Consider the following 16,342-nt stretch of genomic DNA (forward strand, 5'->3'; position numbering starts at 1 on the left):
GTCATCCGAACCGCCCCGTCCTCCCGTCCGGCGAAGCCCCCGCCCCCGGCTTCTCGGAGCGGCCAGGCTACGTCACCCTGTTCTCCGCTTCCCCGGCCGCTCCCCGCATCACCGACGACGGCACCCGCGCCCGCAGCCGGTCCGGCGGGTAGAACTGCCGGGCCCAGTGGCGGAACGGGCCGATCGGGCCGTCGCCGCGGGCCAGCCGGGGCGGAGACACGTACCGCTTCGTCGCCCAGACCGGGAAGTCCTGGGACACGAAAGCGCAGTTGCCCCGGAACATCACACCCGCCAGCAGCCGGTGTACCGAGCCGCTCACCCAGCGGGCCAGCGGGGCCGGGAGGGCGGTCGGCTCGGCCACCTCGAAGCGGCTCGTCTGGCGCAGCTGGAAAGCCGCGGGCGCGATCATCGTGGTCGTGTATACGGCACAGGTGCGCACCCCGAACCGAGGGAGCGCCGTGCACACGTGCACCCGGCTGATCCCGTTGCCCTCCAGCGTCACCTCCAGCGGACTCGCGCCCAGCAGCGGCACCCGCTCCTCGGAGCGCACCGAGATCCGGAAGGACCGCCCCTCGAAGACCGCCGGCTCGGCTACCTCCGACGCGCCCCAGCCGTGCAGCGGCGTGAAGTGCCCGATGTCCACCGTGTTCTCGACCACGTCCTGGCTGTGCCCCGCCATCTCCCACGCGGCCAACCGCGGCGCCCGCGTCCCGAGCGTGTGCCAGGGCGTGAGCTCCCAGTCCGGAGCCCGCCCGTCGTGGTGCCGCCACACGAAGACGGCGCCGTCGACCTCGCGCACCGGCAGCAGGGTCAGGTCCGAGGACGGCGGAGGGGGCGTGCCGTACCCCGTCCGCGTGCAGGCGCCGTCCGGGCCGAAGGCGAAGCGGTGGAAGGGGCACAGCAGCTCGTCGCCCTCCAGCGCGCCGAGCCCGAGGTGCGCCCCCAGGTGCGGGCAGTACGGGCGGACCGCCCGCACCTCGCCGTCGCGGAGCCGGTAGAGCACCACGTCCTCGCCCTGGAGCGGCCGGGTCAGCAGCGCCCCCCGCACCACCTCCGAGGAGAACGCCACCGAGAACCAGCCGTCGGGGTACGGCAGGACTGGCTCGTGCGCGTCGGCCGGGCTCGGGCCCTCCGTGAGCGCCCGGGTGTGGCCGCGCCTCACAGCTCGACCAGCACCTTGCCGAAGGACGCCGCGCGGTCGGTGTACAGGCTGCGGTAGGCGGCGGGAATGGAGTCGAAGCCGTGGTGCACGGTCTGCTGGTAGCGGATCTCGCCGGCGCGCACCAGCGGCCCCAGCTCGGCGTGCAGCGCCGCCCAGTTGTCCTCGGTGAACCACTCCAGCGCGAAGATCCCGCGGATCGTCGTGCGCGGGAACATGATGTACGGCAGCAGCCGGGGCCCGGTCCACTCGCCGCCGACCTGGCTCGCCCACTGCCAGCACACCGCGACCCGGCTGTCCACGGTGAGCATCGTGAAGACGGTGTCGGTCATGACCCCGCCGAGGTTGTCGAAGTACCGGTCGACGCCGCCAGGAGCCGCCTTCGCCAGGTCCTCGCGGAGCTGCGCCGGGTCCCCGCCGTGCCGGAAGACGACGACGGCGTCGAAGCCGAGCGCCGTCAGCCGCGCCGCCTTCTCCGGCGAACCGGTCGTGCCCACCACCCGCGCGCCCGCCCGCTTCGCCAGCTGCCCGACCAGCGTGCCGATCGCGCCGGATGCGCCGCTGATCAGGACCGTGTCGCCGGGTCGTACGGCCAGGAAGGTGGTGAGGGCGCCCCACGCGGTCATCCCGGCGCCGCCGAGGATGCCGAGCGCGGTGCTCAGCGGCAGCGCCTCGTCGTAGTGGGCCGGGTCCAGCTTCCGGTACGCGGGGAAGACCATCGGGAACGTGCCGGTCTGCCACAGCGCCCCCGCGCCGTTACTGACCAGGTGGGTGCGCCAGCCGCCGAAGCCCTGCACGAGGTCCCCGACGCCGAACATCGCCCGCGGTCCGGCCGCCAGCACCTCCATGATCGAGTCGGCGCCCATGTGGTCGCCCACCGGGGTGTCCAGGGCGATCCCGTGGAGGTACGGGTCGACGGAGACGTACCGCGTGCGCAGCAGCATCTCGTCCTCGGCCAGGTCGGTGTCGAGCTCCTCCACCACCTTCACGTACATCCGGTCCACGTCCGGCACGCCGTCGGTGTGCTCGCTGACGATCCACTTCTCGGTCTTCACGGGGTCGCTCCTGCGGGTTCGATGAGTTGTACGGGGAGAGGGGCGCTGTCGTCGACGGAGGCGGTGAACGGCCGCCCGTCGTCGCGGCAGACGAAGTGCATGACGTGCCGTCCCGAGGCCGCGGCCCGGATCAGGCCGCCGGTGGTGGCCCAGACGCCGGACAGATAGAAGTCCGCGAGCCCCGGCAGTCCCGGACCGTGTCGCTTGACCTCCTGCTCCACGGTCTCGCCGCCGTCCACGAACGGCTGCCAGCCGAGCACCGTGCCGTCGTAGTTGCCGGTGTAGCGGACCTGGGTGAGCGGGGTGGACACGTCCCGCACCATGATCGCGTCCCGCAGCCCGGGGTGCCGCTCGTCGAGGAAGTCCACGATCGTGTCCCGCACCTGCCGCTTGGCCCGCTGGTAGTCGCGCCCGCGCCCGACCGGCAGTGTGTGCAGCTCCTCGCCGCGGCGGATTCGGGTGAACTGCTCGGGACCGGTGCTCAGCTCCCGCCACGGCGCGATGTCGCAGAAGTACGTGGCGTACACCACGGAGGTGCCCGGCGGCGACAGCTCCGGGTAGTGGCGGCTGCGGAACTGCACGTTGACGCTGGGGTGCCGGATGCCGGTGAGCCGTTCCGCGACCGCGTCCTCCAGGAGGTACGTGGTGCAGGGCTCGCCGTCCGGGAAGGGCCGGCGCAGCCCCAGGAAGACCGTGAGGTAGCCGGGGAAGACCATGTCGGGTTCCGTGATGGTCCGGGTGTACAGCTCCCGGTACGTGTCGGTGAGGTAGCGGCCCTTCAGCAGGTCGAGGAGCGTGGTGCGCCCGTCGCAGGCGGAGACCACGATGTCCGCCCGCAGCTCCGTGCCGTCGCTCAGCCGGACCCCGGCCGCCCGGTCGTTCTCCACCAGGATCTCCACGACCCTGGCGTTGTACATGACCTCGCCGCCGAGCCCCCGGTAGCGCTCCTCGACCGAGCGGGCCAGGCCCAGCGAGCCGCCCTCGGGGACACCGGCCGAGGCGTCGGCGTGCGCCGCGAGCTGGAAGTAGAACGGCAGCACGGGGAAGTTGGGATGCTTCTCGTACAGGATGAAGTTGAACGCCTCGCGCAGCAGCGGGTCCCGGAAGCGCTGCGAGTAGTCCCGCATCAGCGTGCCGATGGAGCGCCGGATCACGTTGAAGTAGGGGACCAAGGACGCCAGCATCCGCCAGCGCTCCAGGCGGCCCATGAGCCCGACCGGGGTGAGGAACGGGTAGCGGGCCAGTGCCTTGCGGAAGGTCCGCAGCCCGGCGCAGAAGTCGCGGATCACCCGGGCGTCGCCGGGGGAGAGGGCGAGCAGGTGCGCTTCGAGGCGGTCCGGATCGGAGTAGAAGTGGACCGTCCGCCCGTCCCGGCCGCGCACCGTGTTGAACACGTCGAAGTTGCGCATCCGCTTGCCCTGGAGCGCGCCGAGCTCCAGCCAGATCTGGTGCATCTCGTTGCCCGGCCCGCTGCCGAGCAGCCAGCTCACACAGCAGTCGAGGGTGAAGTCGCCCCGGTCCCAGGCCGTGCAGGAGCCGCCCGGGATCTCGTGCATCTCCAGCACCCTGCTGCGATAGCCGTTCATCTGGGCGTAGCAGCCGGTGGAGAGCCCGCCGAGCCCTCCGCCGACGATCAGCATGGTCCTTCTGGTCATTCGGCCACCGCCGCCTTCCCGGCGTCGCCCCGCTGTTCGAGTCGTGGCAGCCGGCCCAGCTTCCCGGGATGCCACGGCCCGGCACCCTCGCTCGGCCAGGCCCGGAACTCCCGGCCCAGCTCGTCGCAGAGGAACTGGACCGCGTACCGGCCGCTGGTCGCGGCCCGGATCAGGCCGCCCATCCCGGTCCACTGCCCGGCCATCGAGAAGCCGCTCAGCCCCGGCAGCCGCATCCGGTCCCGGTCCACCAGCGCGGTCGACACGTCGTCGGCCTCGGAGAACGCCTTCCAGGCCAGGATGCTGCCGTAGGTGTTGCCGGTGTACCGCTCCGTCGTCGCCGGCGTCGCCACGTCCACCAGCTCGATCCGCTCCTCGAGGCCCGGATGACGCTCGGCCAGGAAGCCCCGCAGGAATTCGACGACCTCCTGCTTGCGCTCCCGGTACGCCCGCCGGTCCGCCTTCCGCAGATCCTGCCAGGACCGGTGGTCGGTGAAGTACGTGCAGTGCAGCACCGACTTCCCGGCCGGCGCGAAGCCGTCGGCGTAGTCGGACCGCCGCTGCACCACCAGACTGTGCTGGAGGCTCCCCGGCAGCGCCGCGCCCCGCTCCGGACCGAGGAGGTACGTGGTGCTGTGTGGCTCACCGGCGGGCAGCGGGCCGTCGATCCCGACGAACGCGGAGACCACCGCCGGGTACAGGTTGTCCGGCCGGTCCAGCAGCTCCGTGTACAGCCGCTCGGTGCGCGGGCTGCTCCACCGCCCCTCCAGCAGTCGGTCCAGCACCGTCGGCCCGTCGCAGGCGGCGATCACATGGTCGGCGAAGTGCTCCTGCCCGTCCCGCAGCCGTACGCCGACCGCCCGCCCGTCCTCGACGAGGATCCGCTCCACCCGGGCGCGGTAGCCGATGTGCCCGCCGAGCCCCGTGTACCGCTCCTCCACCGACCGGGCCAGACCCAGCGAACCGCCCTCCGGGAAGCCCGCGTTGCCGTTGAAGGCGCAGGACATCGTGAAGAGGAAGGGGAGCAGCGGGAAGCCGGTCAGCTCCTGGAGGAACATGTTCGGGAACGCCTGGCGCAGCAGCGGGTCCTCGAAGCGGTCCGCGAACCGGCGCATCGGCGTGGCCGCGGTGCGCCAGTACAGCCGGAACGCCGGCAGGATCGCGAGCAGCGTTCGCGCCTTCTCCGTCAGGGACTTCAGCGGCGACGGCTTCAGCTCCCAGTGCGGGGCGAGCCCCGCGAAGCGCCTGAGGTCCCGGCAGAACGCCCGGATCAGGCGCTCGTCGCCGGGCGAGAGCTCCAGCAGGTGCTTCTGGAGCCGGTCCGGGTCGTTGTAGAACGTGACGGACCGGCCGTCCTCCGTCACCACCCGGTTGAACTGGTCGAAATGGGTGATCCGCTTCCCGTCCAGCGCCCCGAGCTCGCGCCACACGTCGTTCGCCCCGGTCCCGGGTGCCGTGCCGATCAGCCAGTCGATGCAGTAGTCGAAGAGGTAGCCCTGCCGAGCCCAGGCGGTGCAGCAGCCCCCTGGCAGCACGTGCTTCTCGAAGATCCGGCTCTCCAGCCCACTCATCTGCGCGTAGCAGCCGGCGGCCAGACCCGACATGCCCGCGCCGATGATGATCACCCGGGGCCGCCCGCCGGGAGGCCGGGCCTCCCAACGGGGCCCGCCGTCACGCACGCCCATCCGCGGCACCTCCCGCCAGCAGCGCCCGGACCAGCTCCGCGTTCCCGTCGAGGAACGACCCGTCGAGCATCTCGGCGTGCCGCCCGTGCCCCTCGCGTACGGTGCACCCGGCGGCGGTGACCCCGTGCCAGCCGCCGGGCTCGTCCGCCGCGAAGCGGAGCAGCTTGTCCTGGTCGGAGATCACCGCGATCGGCGCGCCGAGCACACCGAGCGACGGGTGAGCACCGCAGTGCGCCAGGTACTCGCGGGCCTGCTCCACGGTCTCCCGGGCGACGATCTCGGAACCGGTGTGCCGCCGCAAGTGCTCAGCGAGCTCCGCCTCGAACTCGACCAGGTGCTCCTCGCCGAGGGCGACGGCCTCGGCGATCCGGTACGAGTCCATGATCAGCACGAGGTCCACCGCGCGGCCCCGCCGCTCCAGCTCCCCGGCGATCTCGAACGCGAGGTTGCCGCCGAGGGAGTAACCGAGCAGCGTGTACGGCCCGCCCGGGTGCAGCTCCTCGGCCAGATCCGCGTACCGGGCCGCCTTGTCCGGACCCGACAGGTAGTTGAACGCGGCGAAGCGGTGCTCGGGCAGCCGCGCCGCGAGCTGCCGGTACACCAGCCCGTGCCCGCCCGCGGGCGGCAGGCAGAACACCGTCGCCGCCGGGTCCGCGCCCGGGTTGAACCACAGGTACGGCTCGGCGCCGGGCAGCCGCCCGGTGACGACGTCCTCCAGGGTGCGGGCCATGCCGTGCAGGGTGCTGGTCTGGAACAGCCGCCCGACCGGCACGGACGCGTTGAACTCGGTCCGCAGGTGGTGGATCAGTTCGATCAGCTTGATCGAACTGCCGCCCGCCTCGAAGAAGTCGTCCCGCAGCCCCGGCCGCTCCAGCCCGAGCAGCGACCGCCAGTGCGCCGCCATCCGCGTCTCGTACAGTGTCACCGGCGGTTCGTACCTCTCCGGTCCCGCCTCCGCGCGCGGCTCCGGCAGCGCGCCGAGATCGACCTTGCCGTTCGCGGTCAGCGGCAGCGCGGACAGCTCCGTGAAGTGCGCCGGGATCAGATACGTCGGCAGCTGCTCCGCGAGGTGGCGGCGCAGCTCCCGGGGGTCGGCCACCGCGCCCGGCGCGGGCACGCAGTAGGCGCACAGCACGTTCTCGCCCGTCTCGTCCCGCCGTACCGTCACGCACACCTGCGCCAGCTCGGGCCGGGCGGCCAGCCGCGCCTCGATCTCCCCGGTCTCCACCCGGTGGCCGCGCACCTTCACCTGCCCGTCGGCCCGCCCGAGGAGGTGCAGCACCCCCTCCGCGTCCCAGTGCCCGAGGTCCCCCGTCCGGTACAGCCGTACGGGTTCGCCGCCCGGTTCGAGGGTCACGAACCGCTCGGCCGTCCGCTCCGGATCGCCCAGGTAGCGGTCGGCGACGCCGGCGCCGCCGATCCACAGCTCACCGGCCACCCCCGGCGGCACCGGCTCGCCGTGCCGGTCGAGGACGTACAGCTCGCTGTTGGGCAGCGGCCGGCCGACCGGCACCACCCGGCCCGGCTCCAGCCCCTCCGCCGGCCCCTCGTAGTAGGCGCTGTCGATGGTGGCCTCGGTCAGCCCGTACGAGTTGACCACCCGGGTCCCCGGCCCGCACAGCGCGACGAGCCTCCGGTGCTCGCCCGCCCGCCAGGCGTCCGAGCCGACGATCACCAGGCGCATGAACTCCAGGCCCAGCCCCTCCCGCTCGCAGTGCGCCAGCAGCCCGCGCGCCACCGACGGCACGAACTCGCCGCAGTCCACGCCCTCCGCGCGCATGGTCCGGTAGAGCCGGGCGGTGTCGAAGAGGAGGTCCCGGTCGACGAGGACCAGCGTCCCGCCCGAACACAGCGCCCGGACCAGGTCCCCGGTGAACACGTCGAAGGAGACGCCCGCCATCTGCAGGTGCACCCGGACGTCGGTGTCCAGCCGGTACTCCTGCTGCCAGGCGACGAACACCGAGGCCAGGTTGCGGTGGCTGACCCGCACTGCCTTGGGGCGGCCGGTGGAACCCGAGGTGTGGATCACGTATGCCGCCTGGTCGAGGCCCACGGCCGGCTCCGGCCGCTCCTCGGTCCCCGGCCGGTCCAGCTCGTCGAGGGTGACCGGCCGTCCCGGCAGCCGGGCCGCCTGGCCCCGCCGCCCGTCGGTCAGAACCAGCGTGGCCCCGGCGTTCTCCATCAGCTCGGCCAGCCGCTCCGCCGGATGGTCCGGGTCCAGCGGCAGATACGCGCCCCCGGCCCGCCACACCGCGAGCAGCGCGATCACCAGCTCCGGCGACTTCGCAATACGCACCGCCACCACCGTCCCGGCGCCGACGCCGCGTTCGCGCAGCGAGGCCGCCACGCGCCGCGAGCGCTGGTCCAACTCCCGGTAGCCGAGCCGCCGCCCGCCCGGCACGGACACCGCGACCGCCTCCGGGAACTGCGCGACGATCTTCCCGATCAGCTCGTGCACCGGCACGTCGTGGTCGATCCGTCGGCCGACGCCGCCGAACCCGGTGACGATCCGCTCCCGTTCCCCGGCCCCCAGCATCGGCAGCCGTCCCGCCGGGCGCTCGCCCTCCGCGCGGGTCAGGCCGTCGAGGAGGTTCCGGTAGTGCGCGGCCATCCGACGCACCGTCGCCGCGTCGAACAGGTCGGTGTTGTACTTCAGCACGCAGTGGAAGCGCCCGTCGGACCGGTCCTCGTACGCGGACAGCGTGACATCGAACTGCCCCTCTTCCTCGGGGAGTTCGATGTACTCCAGTGTGTACCCGAAGCGCTCCACGGCCACCTTGTGGGTGAGCAGGATGAACATCGCCTGGAAGACCGCCGAGCGGCTCGGGTCGTGCTGGAGGCCCAACTGCTCCACGAGCAGCACGAACGGGTACTCCTGATTGTCGAGGCCCCCGAGGACCGTGTCCCGCACCCGGCCCAGCAGCTCGGCCACCGACGGCTCCCCGGCCAGGCTCACGTGCAGCGGCAGCGGATTGACGAAGTAGCCGTAGACGGAGGCGAACTCCTCCTCGGTGCGCCCGGTGACGGGGCTGCCGACCACGATCTCGTCCTGCCCCGACCAGCGGTGCAGCAGCAGGTAGTACGCGGTGAGCAGCACCGTGAACACGGTGACGTTGTGCTCCCGGGCCAGCGTCTGCACCCGGGCGCTGAGCTCGTCGTCGAGCTGGAAGAACTCGGAGGCGCCGTTGTCGGTCTGCACCGGCGGGCGCGGCCGGTCGGTGGGCAGTTCGAGCGCCGGGACCTCCCGCGGCAGGTGCTCCCGCCAGTACTCCAGCATCCGCCGCGCCTCGGGCCCGGCCAGGAAGCGGATCCGCCGGTTGAGGAAGTCCAGGTAGCAGGCCCGGACCGGGGCCAGCTCCGCCGGCCGGCCGGTGCGCATCCCGTGGTAGACCTCGAACAGCTCCTCGATGAAGGTGAAGGTGGAGATCGCGTCCGAGACGATGTGGTGGACCGCCTTCATCAGCACCCAGCGGTCCGGGGCCCGCCGGAACAGCCGCAGCCGCACCAGAGGATCCCGCTCCAGGTCGTACGGCCTGCGGTACTCCGCTACCAGCCGGGCGCGGACCTCGTCCCAGGTCAGCCCGGACACATCGAGAAGACCGGTGTCGGCGATGGCCTCGGGCCGCACCCGCTGGACCGGACGCCCGTCCTCGGTGGTGATGTTGACGCGCAGGCTCGGATGCCGGGCGATCAGCGTCCGGAAGGCATCGAACAGCAGCTCCGGGTCGAGCTCCGCGCGCACCTCCACCGCGCCGCCGATGTTGTACGCGAAGCCGTCCGGATTGAGCTGCCGAAGGAACCACAGGGCCTGCTGGTTGTGGGTGAGTGGGTAGCATGCCTCGTCGGTGAACAACTCCACCGCCGTCTCCGCCACCGGACCCCCGGCCGCCGCGAGCTCGGTCATCCCCGCGTGCAGCCGCTCGGTCAGCTCGCTCACCGGCCCATTGCTGAGCAGCGCCACCACCGGCAGCGAGACCCCCAGCTCGGTGTGGGTCCGGGCCCGCAGCTCCATGGCGAGCAGCGAGTCCAGACCGAGCGAGCCGAGCCGGGCGTCCGCGTCGACCAGCTCCGGCCGCACCCGCAGCACACCCGCCGCGAGGGCCGCGAACCGCTCGGCCACCAACGCCGTACGCGCCGCCTCGTCGGCGGCGCGGAACGCGTCGAGCAGACTGCCGCCCTGCCCCGCCGGGACCTCCCGCGCCGCCGCGGCGGCGAGCGCCGACACCAGCGGCGGCGGGGTGGGATACCAGGACAGGAACACCGGCCAGTCCACCACCGCGGCCACCAGCAACTGGGCCCGGTCCTGCCCGATCACCCGCTCCAGGACCGCCATGCCCGCCTCCGGCGCCAGCGAGCTCATCCCGCGCGCGTCCCGGTAGTGGGCGACCAGTCCGAGCTCCTCGATCATGCCGGTGGCCCACGGCCCCCAGTCCAGGCTGAGCGCGGGTAGACCGAGCGCCCGGCGGTGATGGGCGAGCGCGTCCAGGAACGCGTTCCCGGCCGCGTAGTTGACCTGACCGGCCGTGGTCAGCAGCGAGGCGACCGACGCGAACAGTACGAAGTGCTCGACCGGCTCGTCGCGCAGCAGCCGGTGCAGCAGGTACCCGCCGTGCACCTTCGGCCCGTAGCCCGCGTCGAACGCTTCGCGGTCCAACGACGGCAGCAGGACGTCCCGCACCTGTCCCGCGAGGTGGAACACGCCCCGCACCGGCGGCAGACCGGCGGCCCGACGCCCGGCCAGCCAGCCCTCCATGGCCGCCGCGTCGGTCACGTCTGCCGCGGCGACCAGCACCTCTGCGCCGAGCGCTTCGAGCTCGCGCAGGAACGCGACCCGCCGCCCCTCGGGGCCGCCCGGATCGAGCCCCCGCCACGCGCCGCGCTCCGGCACGCCGGTGCGGCCGAGCAGGACCAGGCGCCGGGCCCCGCGCCGTACCAGGGTGCGGCAGAGCAGCCGCCCCAGCGCCCCGAACGCGCCCGTGACCAGATAGGCGCCGTCCGCGCGCAGCCGCAGCGGCAGCGGACGGGTCAGCCCCGCGGGCGGACGCAGCCGGCTGAGGTGCCGCCGCCCGGACCGCAGCGCGATCTCGCCCTCGCCGTCGCCCGCCGTGAGCGCGCGCAGCAGCACCTCGGCCTCGCCGGGACCCCCGGCCGGGTCGAGATCGATCAGTTTGCCGCTGTGACCGGTGAGCTCCTGCTGCCACAGCACCCGGCCGATGCCCCAGGCGGGCGCGCCGAACGGCTCCACCGGCTCGCCCGGCACCACTGCCTGGGCGCCCCGGGTAACGATGTGCAGGCGCCCCTCCGGGCACGCCTCGGGCAGCACCTGGGCGAGCAGGACGAGCGAGTAGCCGCCGACCGTGCCGATCCCGTCGAGGTCCGCCGCGCCGACCGTGTCCAGCGGGGGCAGATCGAGGTTCCACAGATGCACCACGGCTCCGAACCCCGGCCCGAGTTCGTCGAACAGCCTGCGCAGATCGGCCGCCGAATCGGGTCGCACGGTCATGTGCCGGGCCCCGCTTCGGTATCGGCTGCCCGGGCGGACCAGCCGGCACCGCCCGCCGCGCGCCACGACCGCCTCGGCCATCCGGGCGCCGAGCCCGCCCTCGTCGGCGAAGACCACCAGGTCGTGCGCGGGGGAGCCGTCGGGCCCGTCCCCGGTCCCCTCGGCGGTCCCGCCGTCCTCCGGCGCCTCGGTGGGCGTCTCCTCCCAGACCACCTCGGCCAGCCAGCCGTCGATGGTGCCGAGCTTCACCGAGGAGGCCACCCGGTCCACCGCCGCCGCGCGGAAGCCGCTGATCCGGCCGAGCGGCGTCCCGTCCTCGGCGTACAGGGCGAGGTCGCCGACCAGTTCCTCGTCGCTCTCCGCGGTCACCGTCGCGTGCGCCCACAGGGCCCGGTCGCCGACCGCGTCCAGCCGCAGCTCCGCGATGCCGACGGGCAGCCGGATCCCGGCGGACCGGCCGTCGTCCGGCGTCATCGCGGTGAGCATGGTCTGGAAGCAGGCGTCCAGGAGCACGGGGTGCACATGGCAGTCCGCGGCCCCGTCGCCCATGCCCGGGGTGGGCCGGATCAGCGACAGCGCCTCGCCGGGCGCCGTCCACACCTCGGCGATCGCCCGGAACGCCGGGCCGTAGTGGTAGCCGAGCGCCGCCAGCTCGCCGTAGCACGCCTCCCGGTCGAGCCGACGCCCCGCCCGCGCCCGTACCGCGTCCGTGTCCAGCGGTTCCGCGAGCCGGCGTGGCTGCCCGGTGCGGACGACCCCGCTCGCGTGGACCGTACGGTCCGGAGCCCCGGTCCCGGAACCGGCGAGGGAGGCGATGGTGAACCCGGCCTCCTCCGGCGCGAAGGCCAGCTGGACGGTCGTCGCCTCGCCGTCGGGCAGGAACAGGGCCCGGGAGAACTCGACGTCGGCCAGGGTCGCCGTGTCGCCGCCGGTCAGCACCCGGACCGCCTGCGCGGCCATCTCCAGGTACCCGGCGGCCGGGAAGACCGTGCTGTCCTCGATCCGGTGGTCGGCCAGGTACGGCAGCCGCTCGGTGTCCAGGCGGCTCTCCCAGGTCGGCTGCAGCGCGGAGGTCCGCCGGCCGAGCAGCGGGTGGTCCAGCCGGCCGAGCCGGATCTGCTCCACCGGCGCGGGCTCCACCCAGTACCGCTCCCGCTGCCACGGATAGCCCGGCAGCGGCACCGGCCGCCCCACGGGCTGGAGCACCGACCAGTCCACGTCGACGCCCAGCGTGTACAGCTCCGCGAGGGAGCGGGCGAACCGCTCGGGCTCGTCCTCCCGGCGCCGGATCGACGGCAGCGTCACCCCCTCGACGGCCCGGCCCTCCAGGCACTCCCGGATAGAGTGGCCGAGCACCGGGTGCGGACCGATCTCCAGGAACAGCGTGTACCCGTCGTCGACCAGCCGGTCGACCGCGGCACGGAACCGGACGGGTCGCCGGACGTTCTCCCACCAGTACGCGGCGTCCAGCTCCGGCCCCCGCGCACGCCCCTCGCGGGTGGTCAGATACAGCGGGAGACCGGCGGCGCGCGGCGCGATCCCGGCCAGCGCCTCGTGCAGCTCGGCCTCGATCGGGTCCATCCGCACGCTGTGGTACGGCACTTCGACGTCGAGGAACCGGGCGAAGACCTGCTCCCGCTCCAGCCGCCCGGCGAGCTCCCCGAGGGTGTCCCGGTCCCCGGACAGCGTCACCGACGCCGGGCTGTTCACGGCGGCGACCGACACGTGGTCCCGGTACGGGCGGACCAGCCGCTCGGCCTCCTCCTCGGACAGGTTCGCCGCCAGCATCACGCCGGTGCCCGCGAGCCGGTGCTGGAGGGCGCTGCGCGCCAGCGCGATCCGGACGGCGTCCTCCAGGCCGTACACCCCGGCCTGGTGGAAGGCCGCGATCTCGCCGGTGCTGTGCCCGACGACGGCGTCCGGCCGCACCCCGTGGTGTTCCCACAGCGCCGCGAGCCCCGCCTGGACGGCGAAGTTGGCGGGCTGGGCGAGCCAGGTCTCGGCCATCCGGGACTCCGCCTCGGGCCGGGTCAGCTCGTCGAGCAGCGACCAGCCCGCCTGGCGCCGGACCTCCCGGTCGCAGCGCTCGACCGCCTCCCGGAACACGGGCTCGGCGTCCAGGAGCTCGCGCCCCATGCCCCACCACTGCGGCCCCATGCCGGTGAACACCCACACCAGTCGCTGCGCCCCGGGCTCCCGGAGGCGGCCCCGCACGGCCCGGGGGTGCTGCTCCCCGCGCTCGCAGGCGGCCAGTACCTCGTCGAGGGAGCCGGGCGGGCCGAGGGGGGAGTGGACGACGGCGAGGCGCTCCTCGAAGTGCTGGCGGCGGTGGGCCAGGGTGTGCCCGAGGTCCGCGAGGGGCACTCCGGCGGCAAGTTCGCGGCGGACGCCCGCGGCCAGTTCGGCCGGGCCCGACGCGTGCCGGGCGCTCAGCGGGAGGACCGAGCGGGCGGGCGTCCGGGCCGTCGCGCGCGGCTCCTCCGGCGGGCGGGGCGGCGCCTCCTCCAGCAGGACGTGGGCGTTGGTGCCGCCGAAGCCGAAGGAGTTGACGCCTGCCCGCGCGGGTCCCTCGTGCTCCGGCCAGTCGACCGGTGCGGTCGGGATCTCGAAGGGCAGCGCGGCGAAGTCGATGGCGGGGTTGGGCTGTTCGAGGTTCAGGTGCGGTGGGATGCGGCGGTGCCGGAGGGCCAGCGCCGTCTTGATCAGGCCCGCGACGCCGGCGGCGGCCTCCGTGTGCCCGATGTTGGTCTTGACCGAGCCGACGTAGCACCGCGCCCCGGGCGCCCGGCCCTGCGCCAGCACCCGGCCCAGCGCCCGCGCTTCGATCGGGTCGCCGACGGGGGTGGAGGTGCCGTGCGCCTCGACGTACTGGAGGCTGCCCGGTGTCACTCCCGCCTCGGCGCAGACCCGCTCGATGAGCGTGGCCTGGGCGTCGGCGCTGGGCACGGTGATGCCGTTGGTGCGGCCGTCCTGGTTCACCCCGCTGCCGATCACCACGGCGTGCACCGGGTCGCCGTCGCGCAGCGCGTCCGAGAGGCGCTTGAGCACCACGACGCCGACGCCCTCGGCCCGTACGTAGCCGTCGGCGGAGGCGTCGAAGGCGCGGGAGCGTCCGTCGGGCGAGAGGAAGCCGCCCTTGGTCTCGGCGATGGTGTACTGCGGCGCGAGGTGCAGCAGGGTACCTCCGGCCAGGGCGAGTTCGCTCTCGCCGCGCTGCAGGCTCTGGCAGGCCAGGTGGACCGCGACCAGGGAGGAGCTGCACGCCGTGTCGATCGAGACGCTGGGGCCGCGGAAGTCGAGGCAGTGCGAGATGCGGTTCGAGACCATCGTCATCATCGTGCCGGTCGCGGTGTGCGCGGCCAGCGTCTCGAAGCCGAGGTCGGCGAACTGCAGGATCTTGTAGTCCAGGGTGAAGGCGCCGATGAAGACGCCGACGTCCCGCCCGGCCAGTTCGGCGGGCCGCTGCCCGCCGTCCTCCAGCGCCTCCCAGGACACCTCCAGGAGCTTGCGCTGCTGCGGGTCCATGTGCTCGGCCTCGCGCGGGCTGATCCCGAAGAAGCGGGGGTCGAACTCGTCGAAGCCGTCGATGTAGCCGCCCCGGCCGCCGGTCAGCCGGCCCGGCTTGGCCCGGTCGCGGCTGCCGAGGGTCGTGGTGTCGTACCGGTCCGCCGGGGTGGGGACGAGACAGTCCCGTCCTTCGATCAGATTGCGCCAGAAGGACCGGTGGTCACCCGCGTGTCCGGGGAGCCGGCAGCCGATGCCGATGATGGCGACCTTGTCGCGGTGGGCGGCGCTGGGTGAGTCCGTCATGGTCCAATCCGGTGGAGACGACGCCTCGGTACGGGCCGGGCGGGGGCGTATGGGGGCACGACGCCGGTACGGCGCGGTACGGGGCGGGGAGGTCGCGGTACGGAGCGGGTGTGCGCGGTACGGGGGACTACGCGGTGTGGGGCGGGCGGCGCACGGGGTGGAGCAGGCTGGCGACGATCGAGCCGGTCTCCGGGAACGTGGCGGGGTCCTTGACACCGACGATCGCCGGGCGGCGGTCGGGTCGCCAGGTGAAACTGCCGAAGAGGCGGTCCCAGACCGAGAGGTCCACGCCGAAGTGACCGGCCTCGGCCAGGTCGGCGCTGTGGTGCAGCCGGTGTTGCTCGGGGCTGGCCAGGACGTGGTGGAGCGGACCGAGTCGGACGTCCACGTTCGCGTGCACGAAATAGCCTTGGACAAGGGTGAAGAGCGCCACCGCGAAAAGGCAGTCGGCGGAGAATCCGAGAAATCCCAGTGTCAATTGGACCGTGCCCTGTTTGAAGGCGACATCCAGTAGGTGGTTGACGCCGTTATTGGCGACGTTCACTTTTCCCGGGACGTGATGAATTCCGTGTACCTTCCACAGCCACCGATTGGAATGCGCCCAGCGGTGGGCGAGGTAGCCGGTCAGTGAGGAGGCCAGCAGCGCGAGGGACACCTCGGCCCCGAGCGTGAGCCCCGGTCCCGTGACGGGGGTCGCGGCCAGAACGGCCGCGACGACCGACTGGCCGAGCACGGCGCCGGCCATGGTGAACCCGAAATAGGCTGCGTACCAGCACAGTTCCCGGCCGCTCGGGTGCCAGTCGGTCCGGTGCGGGATCAGCCGCTCCAGCGCCGCGAGATAGACGATGGTGCCGATCAGGAAGAGCTGGACGGCCCGGCCCCGGTCCCAGTCGAAGCGCAGAACCGAGGTGAAGAGCCAGACTGCGGACAGGAGCAGAATCGGGTACGCGGCATAGCGGAGACACTCGCGGGCGGACGCGCCGGTGGTCCACGCATTCGCCGGCAGCGACCCCGTATCGGGTCGATCTTCCATGCGGAGAATCTCCATCACTTCCGAATAGGGAGTTCGCAGAGTAGCAGCGGACGTGAGGGGCCGTGAATGAGTGAACGGCGTTTTTTGGCCAGCGCGGTAAGGGGGCGCACGAGGGTAATTTATAAGAAGAAGTTATTTTCATTGTTCGGTGCCCGTGGGGCGGGGTGGAGGGCACGGGGTGCCGGTGACCGGAAGTAACGATTCCGCACTCGCGTGGGCGGCGCCGGCCATGCCGGTCGCCACCCGCGTAGAGAACGGTTACCGCGGGGTCCCGGGCCCGGCGGATATGCCCGAAACCATCGCCCCGTGGGAGCGCGTGTGGGGCCACGGGCGGAACACGAGCCGTACAACTCGGGCGGCCGGACCGCACAGGAGCCCGCAAGGAGAGAATTGCCCGGGTATACAGGCCCACCCAACCTGGCGGCCCGTCAACGTTGCAGGCGAT

Annotated in this window: 6 protein-coding genes; all 6 read right to left on the reverse strand. The window is 73.1% G+C overall.

The features are described from left to right. Positions 1 to 67: 67 nt before the first annotated feature. A complete protein-coding gene (locus tag ACFYQ5_RS18935; RefSeq protein WP_389198777.1) occupies positions 68 to 1,162 on the reverse strand; it encodes a Rieske 2Fe-2S domain-containing protein in 1,095 nt (364 codons plus the stop codon). Next, a complete protein-coding gene (locus ACFYQ5_RS18940) occupies positions 1,159 to 2,214 on the reverse strand; it encodes an MDR family NADP-dependent oxidoreductase (protein WP_389198779.1) in 1,056 nt (351 codons plus the stop codon). Before ACFYQ5_RS18940 ends, ACFYQ5_RS18935 begins: the two co-directional genes overlap by 4 nt. After that, positions 2,211 to 3,854, reverse strand: a complete 1,644-nt coding sequence (locus ACFYQ5_RS18945; protein WP_389199088.1) for a phytoene desaturase family protein — start codon at positions 3,852 to 3,854, stop codon at positions 2,211 to 2,213. Before ACFYQ5_RS18945 ends, ACFYQ5_RS18940 begins: the two co-directional genes overlap by 4 nt. A gap of 11 nt (positions 3,855 to 3,865) precedes the next feature. After that, entirely contained in the window at positions 3,866 to 5,551 is a 1,686-nt protein-coding gene (locus tag ACFYQ5_RS18950; protein ID WP_389198780.1) for a phytoene desaturase family protein, read from the reverse strand. After that, on the reverse strand, positions 5,538 to 14,864 hold the full coding sequence (locus ACFYQ5_RS18955) for an amino acid adenylation domain-containing protein (RefSeq protein ID WP_389198782.1): 9,327 nt from the start codon (positions 14,862 to 14,864) through the stop codon (positions 5,538 to 5,540). Before ACFYQ5_RS18955 ends, ACFYQ5_RS18950 begins: the two co-directional genes overlap by 14 nt. 127 nt (positions 14,865 to 14,991) lie before the next feature. Continuing rightward, on the reverse strand, positions 14,992 to 15,897 hold the full coding sequence (locus ACFYQ5_RS18960) for a sterol desaturase family protein (protein WP_389198784.1): 906 nt from the start codon (positions 15,895 to 15,897) through the stop codon (positions 14,992 to 14,994). Between the last annotated feature and the right edge of the window lie 445 nt (positions 15,898 to 16,342).

The organism is Streptomyces sp. NPDC005794, from assembly GCF_042871445.1.
In the GTDB taxonomy this organism is placed as follows: Bacteria; Actinomycetota; Actinomycetes; order Streptomycetales; family Streptomycetaceae; genus Streptomyces.

Bases quoted from the DNA above. Each gene is read 5' to 3' on its own strand.
- ACFYQ5_RS18960 (WP_389198784.1), bottom strand. From the start codon at position 15,897: ATGGAAGATCGACCCGATACGGGGTCGCTGCCGGCGAATGCGTGGACC.
- ACFYQ5_RS18955 (WP_389198782.1), bottom strand. From the start codon at position 14,864: ATGACGGACTCACCCAGCGCCGCCCACCGCGACAAGGTCGCCATCATC.
- ACFYQ5_RS18945 (WP_389199088.1), bottom strand. From the start codon at position 3,854: ATGCTGATCGTCGGCGGAGGGCTCGGCGGGCTCTCCACCGGCTGCTAC.
- ACFYQ5_RS18950 (WP_389198780.1), bottom strand. From the start codon at position 5,551: ATGGGCGTGCGTGACGGCGGGCCCCGTTGGGAGGCCCGGCCTCCCGGC.